Origin of the sequence: Cerasicoccus frondis (assembly GCA_031296915.1) — a bacterium.
In the GTDB taxonomy this organism is placed as follows: Bacteria; Verrucomicrobiota; Verrucomicrobiia; order Opitutales; family Cerasicoccaceae; genus Cerasicoccus; species Cerasicoccus frondis.
The window spans coordinates 142,471-161,023 of the sequence record JAVDPC010000008.1; the positions used below are offsets into that span (position 1 = coordinate 142,471).

Consider the following 18,553-nt stretch of genomic DNA (forward strand, 5'->3'; position numbering starts at 1 on the left):
TAGTTCATTTCTGCAGGCCAGTTGATTTAACCCCAAACATAATTAAAGTTATGATGTCACGTATATGTTTCTCCTTGGTCAACGCGAAGCTTCTTGCTTCAATTGCTGCAATAAGCGCCCTAAACGTCAGTTTGAGCCATGCCCAAACTATCGTCATACATGGAACCGCGCCTGACTATGTGCTGAATGGAAGCTTTGAAACAGCTGCTGATTGGTGGATTGGGCCCTCGGATGGAGGGACTGCGACAACCTTGTCTGGTGACTTGGGCTTAGTTAGAGGTTTGTTGCGAAGAACCAATCCGGGAATTCCCAGCGATGGAACGAATTACGCTGTTGTTGGCGCAGATAATAATAGCGGATCGCCATCCAACCAGCGCGGATTTTATGTAAACACGGGCTATGTTTTGAATGAAGGCGATACGTTCAACTTTAGCTTTTGGCATGGAGCTCATTTTCCATCAGCACAAGGCTATGAGGGCGCTCAGTTTGAGTGGCAACTCTTCACCACTACAACGAATGGCGCTGATGGAGTCATCGATGGTGTCGTTGCGTCAGGTATTGTGGACGCCATCAATGACTTTGACCTAACTGAGCAGAGCTATTCTTCCATTGGCAGCGTCACAGCTGGAATGGACGGCAAGACTCTGTTTGTCGCATTCTTGCCTGCATCTAATATGGTTGGTAAATTTATCGCATTGGACGAGGTGAACTTAACAACCATTCCTGAAGCTTCAACTTATGGCCTGGTTTTTGGCGTTTTATCTCTGGCAGTGGTTGCGAAGCGTCGCCGTAGCAAGCGTGCTGCTCGGCTCTAATATTATTCAGCACCTTTTTTGACTACGGCAACTGGCCTTCCCAGTTGCCGTTTTTATATAGAAGGGCCGAACAGTAAGAACATGGTGTTGATGCAAAGTAGAGAGTTTGCTTTCACCACTTATAGATAGACTGACAGCGATTAATCGACGGTTGTCCTGCTAAGTCACTGAAGCTTTCGTCAAGAGATTCTGCTGACTGACTGCTGTTTTTCCAGAATGCCACCTGCTTTGAATCGTCATGATTTTAGGATATTGTGGAATGCCAATCTCGTTGCGATGTAAGTGAGCGGTTAGCATGTCCACGGCAGCGCTGCCCAAGAGTATGGGTTGTTGGTCGACACCGCTGATTGTTTGATCTAAGTTCGTGCAATCCAGGCTGGCGTAACCCAAGTCATCTGGAACTTTAATGCCCCCTTCTGCGAGGGTTTCAAGCCTTGGGCTTGAATTTGAAATTATTGCATCTGCTTGATGTTTCTTTAACCAATTGACCGCTGATTGAGATTCTAATTTATCTGTATACTCATACTGCCCGGGGAGAGTTTTTCTGGATTCAACTTCTGGAGAAGCGGAGGTAACCAAAATGGGAATTCTAAGATCTGTTGGAATATCTCTTTCGTAGGCGGAATAAGCTGCGACATAGGCGTCTTCCGAGCGTAAACGCATTTCGGTTGTGAGTGCGAGGGCAATTCTCTTGTAGCCAAGTGTCTTTAACTGGGCTAAGACAAGTAGCATGTTTGCATAGTAACTTGTCGAAATTCGATTGAGATTTGGGTGCTGTAAGAATCGGCCAATGTAAACGCTAGCGAAGTGTTGCCAGTCTAACTCTAACTCCCTGTGCTCTCTGTCAAAGGGGAATATAATCACCCCTTCAATATTCCTGGCATGTAGAACGCCATTCAAACGCTTGGCTGACATTTTATACTCATAAAGAGAAAACTCTTCTAGCTTGAACCCCAATGCATCAGCTCGCTCCAAAGTTCCTTGATGCATTTGCTTTAGAAAGTTGACGCGTTCCCAATTTTTCCAGCAAGTTATCAGTGCAATCGTAGATCTCGCTTGTTGCCTGACATGTGGCAATTGAGCCATTAATTTTGACACCATGGGATGTGGCCGATAGCCATTGTCTTCAGCGATTTTTTGGATACGTTCCCTAGTAGAACGGGAGATGTGAGGATTGTTTCTCAATGCGCGGGAGACCGTGGAATGAGAGACTCCAGCGATTCGGGCGATTTCGCGGATGTTCATGCACTAACTAATAAGTAGATTTGAATGTAAGGTGACGGGTGCAGATTCGACAGGACGTGCGGTTAGGAATAGTTAAGGTGTTTATTTAAACGTTATATTATTCCGGTTCTGACGATCAAGTAAATTGGATTACATTGATAAAGCGACTCAGTTGTAACGATAGGAGCGTGTAAGGCGCCAAGAGTTGTGCGTCAGTTAATGGATTTATTGAATATCTAAGCTCCCATGATTAGAAGAGGAAGGATGGCGGATTAGGCATGAGGAAACCCTCTTTATTTTGTGCGATATCCTTGACTGAAGGAGTATTAACCAAGAATCTATAACGTATTACTTTCTGGCGTGAAGTCAGAATGCTTCTACCTGATCGAATTGATAAAATTCTGAAACTGTGACCCGAACTTTTTATCCTAATCCGATTCTTTCCGGTATGCATCCGGACCCAACTATATGCCGAGTTGGCGACTATTATTATCTGGCTACTAGCAGCTTTGGACAGTTTCCGGGTGCGCCTTTATATCGTAGTCGAGATTTGCGCGATTGGGAATTTGTACGGCATATACTTTCGCGTCCAGAACAGTTAGATTTTGTTGCAGAGCAGCGGCTGGGGACTGCAGGCATATTTGCGCCAACGCTTCGTTATTACTCAGGTAAGTTCTACCTTATCACCACCTTAATTGGTAATCGAGGTCATTTTATCGTAACGACGAAAGACCCAGCAAGCGAATGGTCTGATCCCATATGGATAGATGCCGATCATCAAGGTGGAATCGATCCCTCGATTACCTTTTTAGATGATGGAACAGTGCTTTGCCAAGTCACTGCCGATGCTCGCCATAACGAGCCTCATGGTATTGTGCAATTTGAGATCGATCTTGAATCAGGAAAAGGATTAAGCCCACGAACTTTTCTTAGTCCCGGGTTTGGGTGGAAGGCGACTGAGGGGCCGCATCTATTCCGTCGCGGCGACTTTTGGTATTTGTTGACGGCTGAAGGAGGCACGGAGGCGAATCATCGGATTGCAATTGGGCGTTCGTCTTCCCCATGGGGTCCTTGGGAAGCCTGTCCCCACAATCCGATATTAACGCATGCTGGCATCGAATCGCCAATTCAGAACACCGGTCATGGAGATTTCGTTGAAGGTGAGAACGGACAATGGTGGATGGTCTTTTTAGGTGTGCGCCCAGTGGGCTACCCACCGGTACATCTTTTCGGTCGGGAAACCTTCTTGGCTCCCGTTACATGGTCGGCAGATGGTTGGCCGATTATTAATCAAGGCAAACCGGTGGAGTTATCCGATAACGGACTTCACTACGATCTGAATTGGACGGACCGATTTGATTCCAAAGATGGCTTTTTGCATCATCGTTGGGTGACGATTGGGCGGGCATATCGCAGCGTCTATGACCAGGGTTCAACGATTGGGCTTAAATTGATAGCTCAATCGGCTAATTTGTCCTCTCCGGCAATTAAGTCATGGGTGGGGACGCGATTGAACAGTTTAGGCGTTATTTATGAGTGTGAGGTCGCACTGAAAGATGCAGAGGTCGAGGTTGGTATATCTGTTTTTATGGAGTCTTATGGTTACTTTTCTTTGGGGGTTATTGCGGCCAAAGAAGCCAGTCGTATTGGGGTGAGATTTACCCAGCAGGTTCTCGATTTACACTCGATGAAGGAGAGGGAAATCGCGGTGCAGGAGAGCTACCGCTTACGTATGGAGTTAACAAACGGGCCGGAGGGGTGGAAAGGGGACCCGAGCAGTTTCATCTTCTCAGTCATGGAGGATAGCGGCGAATGGGCAGTCGTAGGGCGCGGCCAATGCCGACTGCTTTCAACTGAATTGATTGGCGGCTTCGGCGGACTGTTCACTGGTCCATATTGCGTCGGTAAAGAGGGAGCCGTTGGCCGGATACTGAGTTTCAGTAAGCTGCGTAGCCGCCCCGAACTTCTGTGATTGTGAAGGGGCGATCAGCTCTTGTTTTTTAGGATAATGACAGTACGTGCAATGTATTAATTTTGGGGTAAAATGATTAATGTTAATATTAGTGAATGAAAAGTATGGGTGCTTGTTTGGTGAAGTTTTCTGAGAAGTGCGCTTCAGAGACCTGTCACTGAGTAACGATTCAACGTTTTATACAATGGGGATTGCTCTTGAGTCACAGAGCGTGTATCTACGATTGGTCTGCGTGGATGAGGTCAGGGATTAGGCGTATATCGATATTACCCCTGGTGCGGTCATTGCTCGGAATAATCATGACCAAGTAGCGAAAGTTTTCTGAAAACGTCCAAGTTGATGCATACAGACGTTTTGCTTTTCCATTTGCGCTCTCGGCGAGCTTAACTGTCACCTCAAAATCCTTGGGATTCGACACTTTCGCATAGGCGGTCGTTTTGGGCGATAGAAGGAATTTCTGATCATCAATCATCCCAGCGATTTGCTTGGTTGTGAAATTGAATATCCGATAACTGCCTGGGGGAGATATTTCGACGCTATCATCAATGACGCTAATATTGTAGAATTTATCTTCGGCGCTTGATTTCGAAAATACCAGCAATGGGGATTCCGGGGCCATGGAGATATCAACGCTGGCAATGGGAGTCCGGATTGACTCGTTCTTCGCATTCTTGTCATCGACGTAAAAGGTAATCGGATTCGGGCCTGAGTATTCAACCCAATCCGTTCTACTGTTGGAATATATTCTTATCGGTGAGCCACCGGTGGGCGCCAGATAGATGCCTGAATTGTGTGGATAGTTTAGGGCGAGTGCACGGAACTTTAGGTAAACATCTGGTTGATTCCCTTGTCCGCTTGCGCTTATCGCTGAGACTAATAGAGAGAGTATGAATATCGCTATGCTTTTGGATGCTATCATATGTCGCCCTTACTAAGCCACCGCGCGGAGACGATTTCGAATCGGCGGCCAAACTGTTTATTGCTTTCGCTGGTTAATTGCGTGAGAGGAGTTTCTGGTGAGTCGCTATCGCCATCCACAAATTCAGGTATGCGCCTGACCACAGCCTCAATGACTGCTTCAGATTCGATGCTGTTGGTTAGCGCATTTTTCACATTGCCATATGAGCGTATCACAAATGTATCTGAGCGCGCAGAAAGGTAGGGTGCTAAAGGTGTAAGCACATCTGCTTGTGTCAGATACTGGGGCAAGCCAACGCCGGTATACGCAGTAAGATACTCGTCGTTGAAGTAGCCTTTTGCATCTGCATAAGCCTTCTCGTAAAGAAAGGCGTCATTGACATCTAGAGAATCTATGGCGGCCTGAATGGCGCCTTTATTGCCAGTGTCGGAATTCACTATTTCACGGTTTACGAAATCTGAGAGTGATAGGTATGGGCCACGGGCTTTTACCTCGTTGACGATTGCCTGCGCTAAGGCGCGACGTTGGGTGTCGTCCAAACCCTTGGGGCCACGCCAATGCTCGGCGCTTGAGCCATTGGGCAGTGTTGCCCGAGGGAAGATCGTTAAGTCTGCGTTACCTTCCGTCGCATAGCCAGAGATTGGATCCAGGTAGGTGTAGTCGACGCCTAGGGTGGAAGCCAGAAAAGCATCCCATGCATCCACTGACAGGCTGTTGACATTGAAGCCGCCCTCTATTGCAAAATACTGAGCCGTTTTGCTGAAGCCATCGATTGCTGATAGGTCTTGAACTATTTCTGTCGTTTCGGTCCCTGTGCTTGAATCCAGAACATCTGGTGTGCCGACATATTGCATGCGTTCATTGCTTAGCTGCGGAAGCTGATGACTGCTGCGGGCTGATTCGACTATGCCAGTGAGTGTTGTCGATAGGTCTTTACTTTGCTTCACGTCTCCGACCAGATTCATTTGAGGCGTGAGCGATGAAAAAAAGTATTCATCAAAGAGTGCTTGGTTGGATAGATACGACAGGTCGTACTGTGTGTAGCGTGCGACATGGTCGCCGATGATTTCATCGCGATTAAAAGCACCGCCTGTCCATGAATTGCCAATGGCTTGACCTGGCATGTAGGCTGAGTCCGCGATGTGAGCATGCTGAAAAGTCGCCAGTGAGCGCATTGGATACGTGGGGATTTCCGAAACTACCAGATGATTTTCAGATGCCGAGGAGTAGCCCTCGCCAAAGAAGCCGCGATCATCGAGCTCCTGAATGTCAGTGTAGTTGCTCATGGCGCCCATCTGATAAGAATATGGCACGGAATTAACCCCGTGTGAGAACTGGGTATCCACATTCCCCGAAAATGGCGACATTGTGCCGATAAATTCTGAGGGAGATGGCACTAGAGCTAAATCCGGTTGGACTGGATTCTGATACAAACCCATGTATAGGAATGGCATTTTTCGATTTGGATAGGAGCCAATTGTTGAAGGATCGACTACTAGTGGAAATGGTCCAGAATTTCCGTTTTCCCCGTAGAGCAGATGGTGTAGTTTACCCTTAGTGTTACCATTCTTAGGGCCCTCAAGACTGATCGCTATATATTGGAGAGTCGTATCTGTATCAATTAAACTACCCCCGTATTGCAGCTCAGATTCTGGGACGTAGGCTAGAGTAGTGGTGGGTTGAATAGACTCTTTTGAACGTAAGTCTCCCCATGGGTTATTTGCATCTTCAAACCCTGTCCATGGATAAAAGTTTAGTTCCATGGGTTGTGAACTGCTGGCGCTTATCTGATGTATAATTCCGTTATTATGTGGCTCATGATATAGGTTTGTTCGGCGTCCCAAAATGAAGCCTCCCTGCTTGTTGAAGCCAGGTTGCAAGTGAATGGCGCGTGTGTTTTCATCTGGCACCTTATTCAACTCGTTGTATGGAGTGGGCGTCGTATTGGGATCAGAGAAGAAGCGAACTTCTCCAGGTTCAAGCACGATGCTGGCTTCATCATCGCCTAAGATAAGGTCAGTTCTAATCAGAAAACCGCCATCCATTGTGCGCCGCGTGGCTGCCAACTCACATGTAATTTGTGGGATCGAAAGTATGTCTTTATCCAATCCATTGAATGCGCCGTCACCTCCACCTGCCTGATAACTGGGTAAGTGTTGGCCAGCAGCAGCCAAGGTTGTTGGAGCCAGTGAAAATAAAAATCCGAATGAACCTTCAGACCGTATTCGAAGCCCGCCTTGGAATTCAATTGCGACGTTGTATGGATTCCACAGACACACCACTGGTTCAATGACCAGACTGATCGCATTGATGGAGCCATCGGCTTTTTCAAATTTTCCGCCTTTGGGCACACTTCCGTCTTCAGTCTCTGCAATATAATTGTATTTCGGAACGCCTTGGTCTTCGTAAAGCGAGAATATATAGATGACCCGATTCATGATTGGCATGACTTCGTGTTTGGTGAGTCGGGTTACTTTAACGCCAGAATGTCCTCCGTTCTTTACCGTAACCGTTGTGTTCAGAAAGTTATCGTTTTTATTGGGACTATTTCGAATGTCGCCTCCGTTATCAGATTCCATCGTTGCATAATATCCCTTTTCGTTGCCTTTACTGCCGATGTCTTCTGCCGATGGACCAAATGGGCGCATGGCTACTGACGGTTGAACATTATTGTTTTTAACGTCTTTATAGAGCCGGTAAAAATCGCGAAGCTTGTGCCAGGTTGGGCCACGTATGAATGCGTTCTCTCCGTATTTGGGCACCGGCTGCTTAAAGAGGTAGCTCACTTGATCGTTGTTCGCCGGGTCGATGTAGTTGCCGCCATCGGTTGGCGGTAGGCGGTCCCAGTTTGTAAATTCAGGGCGATTCGTATTGCCACTGTATGGGGTTAGAGCGAAATCGGCGTCATCCAATTCAAAAAGAAGGCTGAGGTCCTTTTTTAGCCCACCTTGCCGCGTGTTCGTTTGCAGCGCTAGAGAATTGTAAGTAACGTCGTGGAAATGATCCTTTAACGCGTTTCCCCAAATGCTGTTGCCAGAGTTCAAGGAAGGGTCTGCGAGTTTCATGTCCTGAGTGCTGGCTGTTCGCGAGACGGCTTTCGCCAAGTCAGAGTCGCCTTCCCAGATAAGCGTTTCGAGACCATCAATAACCTGCGCGCCATAGCGAGATGGGGCGCTCAATTCCATGCGGGTTGTTACGTTGGGCGTATTGTCTGGATAGGCGGTTTCTCCACGCTCGGCACGGCTTGTTAAGTTAACATCAGCTTTTTGGCCTTCATCGGCGATCCAGTAGGCGTACTCGCCGGTAGTCCCAATATCGACTTTGGGCGCTGCAACATAATTCGCGATTTCATTCGTTGAACCGGAACCCACAAGCACGACGGTCGATGTTGGATCAGTAGGCTCGCCGTCGGCTTTCAGTAGACTACCAACTGGTGGGATCTTTTCACCAGAATCTTCGGAGCTGAAATTTTCGTAACCAGAAACTAGCCAGCCAAGATCCTTTCCATAATTCGGATTCGGAGTGCCGTCATCGTTTAATTCTTTGGTGTCCCAGACTACGCTCCAATGGTAAACTGAAGAGCTTTCATCCAGATTTGGCTGAAGAAAGACTGGCGAAGCGCTGGTGCGTTGATCGGCGCCCAACTGCTGTTGCAGGTTACCCAATGCGACATTCAGTCCAAATAATGCATTTTGCCGGGCTTCCGTTTGCTTTTTAGAGGCAGTTGTGCTTCCCAACTCAATTTGAGTGGTGACTGCCAGGCCCATCAGCAACAGGAAAATCATGGCCATCAGTGACAATGCTATCACGAGCGCAAAGCCACGGTCGCGCGATGACTTTTCAGGGGGAATAGATTTTAAGCAAACTGGAGTCATGGGAACTGTTGGGGATTAACTTTGGGGGCAACGCCTATGCTGTGTTGCTATTTTTACTGAGTGGGGCGCCTAGGCTTTGCTGGCTGCGCAATGTTTAATTTAATCGTGGTAGAGGGTCAAATCAAATGAGTTGTGATGCATAGCTATAGATGAAGATTTCTAAGGACTTGCACGTTTCGGGCGAAATCGAATGGACATACTATGAAATGCTTATTGGTTTAGTTCAATGGCGCCCCATTGCTTGGGTTGGTTGGCTAAGCCATTGGCCTTAACACGAGGCCAATATACCTCACGGGGACCATGTGGCCCTTTGACGCTTAAGTTGAAATTCAATCCGAATTGTTGGCCTATCGTTGGCGAGGATGAGCCTTGAACTTCGTCCCAGGGAATGAGGAATTCCATCGTATAGCCAGTGTCAGTTTTTAGGGCGGAGGATTGCGGAAGTGTGATGTCATAGCGAGTTTCCTCAATCTCATTGGCTCTCTTCCATTGCCCAAGAAATACACGATTGATATCTGTTTGCGGCACCGCCCAGAATTGGTGGTCGCCGCTGCTAAAGGAAGATGCTAGCTTATCGTTATCAGCATCGATAAAAAGCTCAAGCGTATCGGTTTGCCAGAATGTGCGGGGACTGGCTCCCAAGGCTTTTGAGTCTTCAACGTTTAGGCCTATCCAGATTCCTTGATCGGTCCAACCTAACCAGATATCGGCTTGAGCCTCTCCATAGCTCGAGCCTACCATCCATTCGGGCAGTTTATTCTGCGCAGGCCATTGGGAAACCTGACCATCGAACCAACCGTTGCCTGGCAATCGATGAATAGTCAACATGGGCGGAATCAGCGGCTTCTCGGTTTTGAAACCTGTATCTTCAAGAACGACAAGAGGTGGGTTGCTCAATTCTACATCGGCGTTCCACTCGAATTTTAGAGTGACATCCCGCTCTTCAAGCGGTTGTAGATTCTCTACAACAACTTCTTTGGTGATCGCGCGCCATGACTCCGGGAGTTCGAGTTTAAGTGTAGGGCTCTGGGCGATATTACGTTGATTGGTTACCGTGGTGGTTACTTCAACTGGTCCTGCGTTATTGGGCATCCCACCAACGGTGAGAATATATGGCTCCAGAACATGGGCCTCAAGATACAGCTTAGTTAGGAGCTTACCATTCTCCAAGACATCAATGCTGAGCGGCTCGATGCCTCCTTGGGCCTCAGTTGGGGTCTTGAATGGAATGGTAACGGTTTGGTTTTGCCCGGAGGCGGATTTTACACTGTATTCGGCTTTATCGCTTTTCCAGCCGCTGGGCAGATTGGGTTTCAGGATTACCGCATTGTTCTTATCGCTCTGGTTATCGATTCGAACGACGATCTCCGTTTTCTCGTTGGCGACGGTTGCCATGAAGAGGTGCGAATCAATGGAGTATGCCGCGCGCTGCAAAATGTCCGAGTCCTTCGATAACCCAACGGCATAGGTCGGCGAAATGCCTAGCTTGGCTTTGCTTCCTGGCAGAGGATTTGCGTAATGGTCGTAAAGCGCCACACCCTTGCCAAAGTCTATTTCGATTGGGTCGTCACCTTTTGCAATGCGCCATGCTGCGGCGATGTATTGTCCATTTTCCTCGAACACGTAGCCCAAGGTTCCGGGGCCTGCATTAAAGCTGCCAATAAAGTTTAGCGAGGGGAGTAAGTGCGTCATACCTGCCATTGCGCACAAGGATGGCTTGGGTTCGCGATTCGCTGTCATCAAACCGCATGCGTCGAAGAACAACTTTGGCTCCGGTGAGTCGAAGTGCCAAAACCAGAATGATTTATCGATGCCGGCTGCAGCAAACATCATGTAAGCACGGGCCAGGTAAGCGGCCTGCTGTTCTTCGGTGACGACTTGTCCGGCTGCCGTATCCCAGCCAAACTCACTGATGAATACTTCGCGATCTCTGCCGTCGGAGTGGGCGGCGGCCACGACGTCGCGCAGTTTATCGAAGAACAAGCCGGATTCGCGACCAAGGCTGCCCGTATTAAAGTTACGCACGTTGATTTCCGGAGCGTCGACTCCGGCGTAGTGGTGGACATTGACTACGTCGATATCATTAAAAGAGCCATTTTGAACGGCTTGTAGCGCCAGGTCCGGGTGGATCCCGTATCGCCCGTTTTCCACTGCCTTCAGCTCACCAAAGCCCAAGAGCTTCACCGCTTCTCCGAATTTTTTGTGATAGCTTTCATAGTGTGCCCAGTTCATTTTCTTTTCGGCGTTGCGCGCGTCTTTATCGAGTGAGTATTCGTTGTCCAATTCCCAATAGGTGTACTGTGGGAATCCTTCAAGCACCTCAGCCAGGTGGGCTACCCATGCACGGTCGGGGGGAGGATTGCCTTGGACTTCGCCATCGACAATTTTCGGACGTGGGATGGAATGCGCGAGCACGGGTAGAACCATTGCCCCTTCGTCCTTGTAAGTCTGGACAATCCCTGGGTAGCCAGGCCAACCGCTGAAGTTGCGGTTATTCTTCTTGGCGCGTTCAAGCCAGTGAAAATTGAAAACATAGTCGCGGAACCAGACAATGCCAGCATTGCGGAATGGAGTGATGAAAAGACCTTGGGCGCCATGGACATTCATGCCATAGGGGGACGCCAATTTCTCTGCCTCAGTCAAGTCATGCGGTTTGGGCGCTTCAGCAAATATCAGATAAGCTTCGGCGGGTTCGTAACCTTCGTTTTCGATCACAACTTCAGCGCGGTGCGGTCCGTATGATTCGAGGGGAGGCGACCAGGTGAATTGCTCAGTGGCTTCCACTGTATGCTTGATCGTTTTGGTAAAGATACTTTTGCCGGATGGGTCTGTCACTGTGACGGTGGCCTTGACTTGTGCCGGTTGTTCACGCCAGTTGTGGATATTGAGGATGAGCTCGGCGTCAGTGCCTGCGAAGAAGTGGCCTGGAGCAGTGGAGCTGAAGCTTGCGGAAAAGAGTGGTGTATCGGGTGCTTCAGTTTTCTTATCCTTGCCAGAGGGGTCTGCTTTCCAGTCCAGGAAACGGCCGGTTTGCGGATCAGCACGTGAAAGGTCCGTTTCTACGTTGAGTCTGCGGAGTCCGACAACGACATCCGTTTTTTCAGTGCGGGTGCCCCAGTTGTGAAACATGAAACTATGGATCGACACCGGTTGTGGAATATTTTCTGGCACCGGAATGGTTACGGTTTGCCAGCTTTCTGATTCAAACTTTGGAAAGTCGATGTTCTGCCATTCACCATAGGCATCGAGGAGTGTGAGCTTTGCTCCGGCGCCTGGATTGCTCATATTGACATCCACCGTTACGTTCTTCAATTCACCGGGAATCGTGATTGGATTTTTATTCTCCATCCGGTGGTATTCAAAGCCTTTGCCCGAGTAGGCGATCTGGACTTCCATACCAGAGTCGTCCATTGCAACGTATTTACCTGGCGCTCGGTTGTCCGCACTGGTTTTCCAGTCTTGTGGAGAGAATTGCGTAATAACTTTGGAACTGCTCTGGCCGTTCAGTCCGGTCGTGGTACTGGCCAATGCTATGGAGCACGCAAGTAACGCATTTCGGAATAGCCGTCGTATGGGCGAGTCTATGTTCATCATTCTACTTCTTTAGTTTTTTAAATTGAGCTCTTCGACTTGCAGTCGAATGAAATTAGGTGAGGTGGTTTCGACACTTTGCTTGACGCGTAAAGTTACGGTTTCGCTGTTGTCTCCATGGTCGATTACTGGCGGAACGGTCTCCAGGTAGTCTGATCCCGTCACCCAGCTATCGGACGAAAGGTCTGGGCTGATTAACACCGTGTAAAGTAGGTTGCCTGCGATGTAGCCGGTATCGGTGCTCCCGCTGCCTCCTTGTAAACGACGATAACTGAACTCGAGGTAGTGGTTGCCGCCCGAGTCTTTCACCGTGCAGTTTGGACGCTTTCCTGAAGCCCGATCAACTGGATGGCTGCCTTGCGCATACTCCAGTAAGTTAACAATGCCATCGTGATCAGGGTCGGCAGCCGGGGACTGATCTTGGATGGGCAAATGACCTAATAGATCGGCGGCCCATGCAACGAAAGTTATCGGTGCGTTGTTTCCGGTGAATGGCTCTGTTTCATACAGTGCTTCGATCTCTTCAGTGGTCAACATGCGGTTATAGATGCGGACTTCGTCAATTTGCCCCGCAAAGCCAAAACCATAATTGGCATTCAGAATGCCAATCGTGAGCGGGCAGGAGAGGGTCGGTATCGAAGTCGTGCTGATGGTGGTTGAGGCAACTTCGGATCCGTCGATGTAGAGCTTGAGGTTGTCGCTTGATTGCGAGCCATCATACGTCAAGACCATGTGTTTCCATACACCAATCTCGCTGAGCGAATAATTCGTCGTGAAACGCTGGTCGCCGATGTCCAGATTGATGTTTGAATTTGTGTGGCTAAAAATGCTGAAACAGCGTTGGTTGGCAGTGAGCCCTTGTCGCTTCGAAATCAGACCGCGTGGCTGTGAGTCGGCTATAGACGGACGAACCCACATCGAGATGCTTAGAGCGTCACTGCTGTACTCGTCTTGGTGTGGCGCTTCCACCCAGTCATCGGTTCCGTCCAATGAAATGGCGTGACTGGCGACTGCTTCATCCGTGCGCACTGAGTCTCCAGAAAGCGTCCCATCATTAAATCCTGTCGAATCGAAAGTAGTTTCGCCCGCTTGCTCATCGAACTTCCAACGCGAGATTAGTCCATTACTTAAGCTGCCCTCAAATTCAGCTGTCGATGCAGTGATGGTTACGTCGGCCGATTCCCCTGCGGTATTGGTTGCTTCTAGCCAAAAGTAGTACTGAGTGTCAGGCGATAGTCCGCTGACGAGTGTGCTGCTGCTATCGGATGCGAGTTGCTGGGTAGGCGTAGCCGGTTTAGCGTTTAGGGTATTCCAATATAGATTGTAGGCTTCTTCGTTATCAGCGTTGTCCTGCCAGCTTAGGGAAATGCTGGTCGCGGTTGGTCCAGAAGCGGCGAAGCTGGTTGGGGCTGCTGGTGGAATCAGGATATCAGTCATTTGCGATACGCTGATTGCAGCTGACTCACCACTGTCATTGCTGGCTGAGACCCAGAAAAAGTATTCGGTGTTTGGCAGTAGGCCTTCCGAGAAAAAGCTAGTTTGATCACCGGTGACAGTCGCCTGTGGGGTGGAAGGCTGCGCATCCATTGTGCTCCAAAAAATGTGGTGTTGGTCGATGACGCCAGTCGCGCCGCTCCACGCTAATTGAACACCGCCAGAGGTAACGTCCGTTACGCTAAGACTAGTTGGAGCTGTCGGCGGCTCCGGCGGGTCGTATGCTTCCAGCACGACCATTTCATAAACCTTGGCGCGGTGCTCATGCTCCGGCAAATCGGTGCGATTGGAGTCACTGATATGCAGGCGAACGTAGCGCAGGGAAGTCGCTTCGAATTTATGCTGGCGGCTGAATTCGTAGTTGTCGTTGATATCGGCAAGGGTAAACCAATCGCTTCCGTTCATGCTGCCTTGAAGCGTGTAGGCGACGACGGTTTCATTGAGCGTATACCAAGCGCCCGTGCTGTCACCTGCGTACTCGGCTTCAATTTCGAACCAACCGCTTTCCTTGTTATAGTCACGATCATTGAGGATCGTGTAGGGGCCGCCATCATAGTGGCCTGTGTTTTGGAGGTAAACTTCGTGGGCGGCGATGCTTCCAATTTTGGTGCGTCGATTGTGGAAAGGGGCATATACACGAATGCGTCCCGCTGTTGGCGATGCTTCAATCGAGGTGATGCTGCCCTTGGGCGCTACAGGTTCAATGGACGCGCTGGTCGACCAAGAGAATCGCAAGAAGACTTGATCAACTGTGAATGCTTCGCCGAGGTCTAGTTGAACCCACTTGTTGTCGTAGTCGTCAGTGTCCGATGCCCAATAGGAGCCTGAGCTGTTCTTTACGCGGATGGCCGGGTGGCTGGATTCCTCGTCGCCAGATGTCGCGCTGGTGGCGGCGCGATTACTTAGATTGACTCGATCTGCCCTGCCGGGCGCTTGGCGTTCTTTGGATAAAAACCACTCATAGATATTGGGATCATGGTAGGTGTGCCCGGTATTATACTGACGCGAAGATGAGTGGGAATAGCTGGGGTACATCGTCACCAAGTGCTCAGCCTCGGGAAAATATGAGCGCAACGCGTTGTTGGCTGACAACACTCTCTCAGGCGTGTGTTCGGTGGGGTCGCTCAAGCCACTCATTGACCATACGGCAACATTGTCATCGGCGATTTTGGAGTGCTTGTTCACGACTACTGATCGGCCTGCCACGATTACCGCTGCCGCAAACCGGTTGGGGGTATTGGCGTCGCCAGTCAGCACATTCCAGGTTCCTTGCCCCCCAAAACTGAAGCCCGTCAAGTAAACGCGATTCGGATCAATGCGGTAGTCGCTGGAAACCTCATCGAGCAGCGCAACGACATCATCGGCATTCCAGTCGCCGCGACCTTTGCGAATTTGGGGTGAGATGACGATGAAGTATTCCTCCTGCCCATTGACGGTGAACTTCATCGGATTCCCATTGCGCACGTGGTTTGGCGGGATGTTGCCCGCATTCTCGATCCGACTCAGTTCATTGGTTGTTCCGTATGTGCCGTTTTCGCAGCGCTCGCCGTAGCCGTGGAGGTAGATGATGGTTGGGAATTCACGGGATGGCTCGTCGTCATAAATCTCAGGCAGATGAAGCAGGTAGGGCATGCCTCCATCAACGCTTGAAACACGATACTCGTTCGCAGCGAAAAGAGCTGAATGACTCGCTAGGCATACAGTCCAAAATATTGTGTATAACCGAAAAATTTTCATGGGGTGCTTCACAAAAAGTAGATCGCGATTTGTTTGTTTATTTACTCAACAGCTATGCGGAAAAATACGGATTCAAAGTCGTCGATAGCCATCCATTGCCGGAGTGTGCGGGCGCCAGTTGCCTGAGCCCAGTGGAGAGTTTCAATTGCGGTTGGGAGAGGAATCCACTCGTTGGAAAGACTGGAGTGCTGATACTCAACATGCGCGTTCAGATCGTTTGCCTGGCCAGAGCGAGACCATATCAAGCCGCACCAACGTTGATTGTTTATCCTTTCTGTGATGATGCGCGGCGCCGACTCAAGTAGGCTCGATCCATTGATTGGGTCAGAGTCGAAGTAGCGCTCCAATAGATTGCTTCTACCGTCGTTATCCGGGTCTGCATCGGGCCCGCTTTCAGGACTGTGGTGGTCGTTGACCGGAGAGAAATTCTGGTGCCGCCAATGATCTGCCGGCTTGTCCAATATGCTGATCTCGGCTTCATCGTTTACCCCAATCGTGTAGTCCGTGCTGGAAGTTAGGCTGACAATCACTTGGCGGCTGCCCTGGGGGAGGTCATCACTCAGAGGGACAATCCACACATCAACAGATTTGTGATTGGCTGGAATGATTACTTGCGTTGGCAGCGCTTGATAATGCTCTCCGGCGATAGCCGATCCGCTGACGGTTATTGCTACATTGAGCGGGGACGCGTAGGAGTCGCCTTCGCGCAATACCTGAATCCGCGCGGGCTTGGCGCTGTCTTCCCATGCATAGGGGTTGGCGGTCATGACATGCACGGTGGGGATGCTGGATTCAATGTGTTGAACCAGGCGAACCGCATCGACAATGACGTAGCCATTTGCATCTTCATTGCTGACGGTGATCGCTCCATCGGTTCCAGCGTTGAAGCTCCACGTTCCCAGCAGCACCCATTCGCCGCCATTCTCTTGCTGATTGACAAGCAGATCAACGTTGCCGTTGGCATGCGTTACACGAACTGGCGCATTGGTCGCCCGGTTGGCAAACGCCGTCCAGCGGAGGTAAACGTCGTAAGTATCCGTTGCGGGTAGAGACGGGCGAAATGATGCTGATTTGCCGGTGTGGGCATCGTCATCATGGAAATAGTTTCCGCCATAAAAGCCCGGCGTGCTGGAGCTTGTAGTCCAGCTTCCGGTTAGCGTAACGTGCTCAGTTTCCAAATTATCTACAATGATCTCATTGCTCGCGGTTGGTAATTCTCCCAGCAATTGTCCGTCTGCATAGAGGCGCAATCGAAGGGTGTCATAGCTGATGTCCTGAACGCTTTTTTCTTCTTTAATTGCGATGCCGGCGGCGGTGCTGGCGGATTGGGAAAGGACCATGAAGCAGGGCTCCATGCGCATGGAGCAAAACGCAACGTGCGATGCAGATATACACCACGGGACCAGCAAGTTCGTTACGCTGTCAGCGGGTGGGGTGAGAGAGCGGTAAGCGATTGGCCAAGGTGTGTGGTTGTGTCCGCCAGTATCGCCTTCTACGCGAACGGCGCCATCGGCTGCGGCAAAGCGTCGGCTGTGGTGGGCGTCTGCCCGATAATTGGCCAAGCCTACTGGATCGCTGACCGGCGCCAAGCGGTCGTAGTGAGCTTGCGTTGTCACAAAGTCGGAGACCATCCGTCGGGCTTCGCGGACATACAGCTCATGTGGCCAGCCATTTGTTTCCGGATACTCGCCGTTTGGCAGCCCGATCGCGTTGGCGGTGTTGATGGCGCCCCGAATTGCATCCTGCTGAGCGGGGTCGACGCTGGGATCATTGGTCAGGGCTGCATAGTCTGGGTCCGTCTTAACGTACCAAAGCATGCCAAGCTGCCAGTTTACATGACTCTGGAAAATGAGCTCGCGCGTCTCATAGTCAGCCTCCCACCAGGGGATGTAGCCGCCATTGCCGTCTGGCCAGCGATTACCGCCAATGTGGTCGGTGGAAACGCCACGATTAAACATTTCGTGGTTGTTGATGTCATTTCCCACCGAGATGCGTGTGCTGCCGCCGTTTTTATGGTAGCGATAGAGCAGTTGAAAATCGTCGGGGTTGTAGCCGGCTGGTTCCCACAGTGGCAGTTTGTCCGACCAAGTGGTAAACATGCGGAAATTATAGGCTTGGACGTGGTCATCTGCCTGGCCTGCTACGCCTTCTGCTTCATCCTGGATCAGGTTGTAGATTAAGCCGCTTTCTGGCTCGCCAGGGGTCTTGTAGGCATCGACTCCTGAAATGGCGACTGAGCTCCGGCGACCCGCCAAATACTCGCCATAAGCATCTCGTGACTCGCGTCCGTATGTATAGGGCACGCCAGCCATTGCCATCAAATCGCCTTCGTAGGTGCAGTCGATAAAGACTTTTCCCCGAAAGACGCTTCCGTTCTCCATATGAATGGCGACTATTTGTGTGCCTTCCATCGCAACGGACTCCAAACGCTGCTCATAGTAGGTCGGGATAGGCGCATCCCAGGTTGCGTTGGGAACCGGATCTGAAAGCAGGGCTTCGAATGCAGCTTCCGCTGCTGATGGTTTGAAGCCTTTGTTGCCAACCATGTCGAAATACTCACGCGTTAGTCCTCCCTGGACTGATGCATCCACGCCGTCTGTCTCGGTTAACCCGCCGGAAGTCATGCCGCCTACATGCCGACCGAAAACGACGAGGGCCACTGAGTTGCCTTGCCTAACTGCTTGTTGGGCTGCAATCACGCCGCCCGATGTGCCACCGTAAACGATGATATCCGCCTCAACATCGACTACTGGGGCTTCCGGAGCGGGGTAGTAGTACTTCAATCCTGGGTTCGGCGTATTGGCCGCTGCTTCAAGGGTGGAGCTTAGCGCGGGGTTGAGGCAGGCTAAAATCAGTAGCCACGATCTGAGGTATTGTCTGAACGCTTTGAGCATTTCGGGGGTTAATTAAACTGAAACGATATACC

The 18,553-nt window shown here is 50.2% G+C and carries 8 protein-coding genes; 2 read left to right on the plus strand and 6 right to left on the minus strand.

Translation table 11 applies throughout. The annotated features are described in order from the left end of the window. The first annotated feature begins 50 nt into the window (after positions 1-50). Complete coding sequence (locus tag RBB63_RS08800; protein ID WP_309383214.1) at positions 51-815, plus strand: hypothetical protein; 765 nt, start codon at positions 51-53, stop codon at positions 813-815. A gap of 159 nt (positions 816-974) precedes the next feature. Here the strand turns inward: RBB63_RS08800 and RBB63_RS08805 are convergent, their stop codons facing one another. Further along, positions 975-2,060: a LacI family DNA-binding transcriptional regulator gene (locus tag RBB63_RS08805; protein ID WP_309383216.1), complete on the minus strand. Its 1,086-nt coding sequence runs from the start codon at positions 2,058-2,060 to the stop codon at positions 975-977. A gap of 388 nt (positions 2,061-2,448) precedes the next feature. Here RBB63_RS08805 and RBB63_RS08810 point away from each other — a divergent pair, with 388 nt between their 5' ends. After that, positions 2,449-4,011, plus strand: coding sequence for a glycoside hydrolase family 43 protein (locus RBB63_RS08810; RefSeq protein WP_309383218.1), 1,563 nt, complete (start codon positions 2,449-2,451; stop codon positions 4,009-4,011). Between the two features lie 217 nt (positions 4,012-4,228). Here RBB63_RS08810 and RBB63_RS08815 read toward each other — a convergent pair whose 3' ends face one another. The 5 genes from RBB63_RS08815 to RBB63_RS08835 all read right to left on the minus strand — a co-directional run bounded on the left by RBB63_RS08815 (position 4,229) and on the right by RBB63_RS08835 (position 18,521). Beyond that, positions 4,229-4,930, minus strand: coding sequence for a hypothetical protein (locus RBB63_RS08815; RefSeq protein WP_309383220.1), 702 nt, complete (start codon positions 4,928-4,930; stop codon positions 4,229-4,231). Next, positions 4,927-8,805, minus strand: a complete 3,879-nt coding sequence (locus RBB63_RS08820; RefSeq protein ID WP_309383222.1) for a hypothetical protein — start codon at positions 8,803-8,805, stop codon at positions 4,927-4,929. Before RBB63_RS08820 ends, RBB63_RS08815 begins: the two co-directional genes overlap by 4 nt. Before the next feature lie 210 nt (positions 8,806-9,015). After that, the gene (locus RBB63_RS08825; protein WP_309383224.1) at positions 9,016-12,216 is read right to left on the minus strand and encodes a sugar-binding protein; all 3,201 of its coding nucleotides are present in this window, start codon (positions 12,214-12,216) and stop codon (positions 9,016-9,018) included. A gap of 192 nt (positions 12,217-12,408) precedes the next feature. Then, the gene (locus RBB63_RS08830) at positions 12,409-15,522 is read right to left on the minus strand and encodes a LamG-like jellyroll fold domain-containing protein (protein WP_309383226.1); all 3,114 of its coding nucleotides are present in this window, start codon (positions 15,520-15,522) and stop codon (positions 12,409-12,411) included. Positions 15,523-15,668: 146 nt separating this feature from the next. Then, positions 15,669-18,521, minus strand: a complete 2,853-nt coding sequence (locus RBB63_RS08835) for an FAD-dependent oxidoreductase (protein WP_309383228.1) — start codon at positions 18,519-18,521, stop codon at positions 15,669-15,671. Positions 18,522-18,553 lie beyond the last annotated feature (32 nt).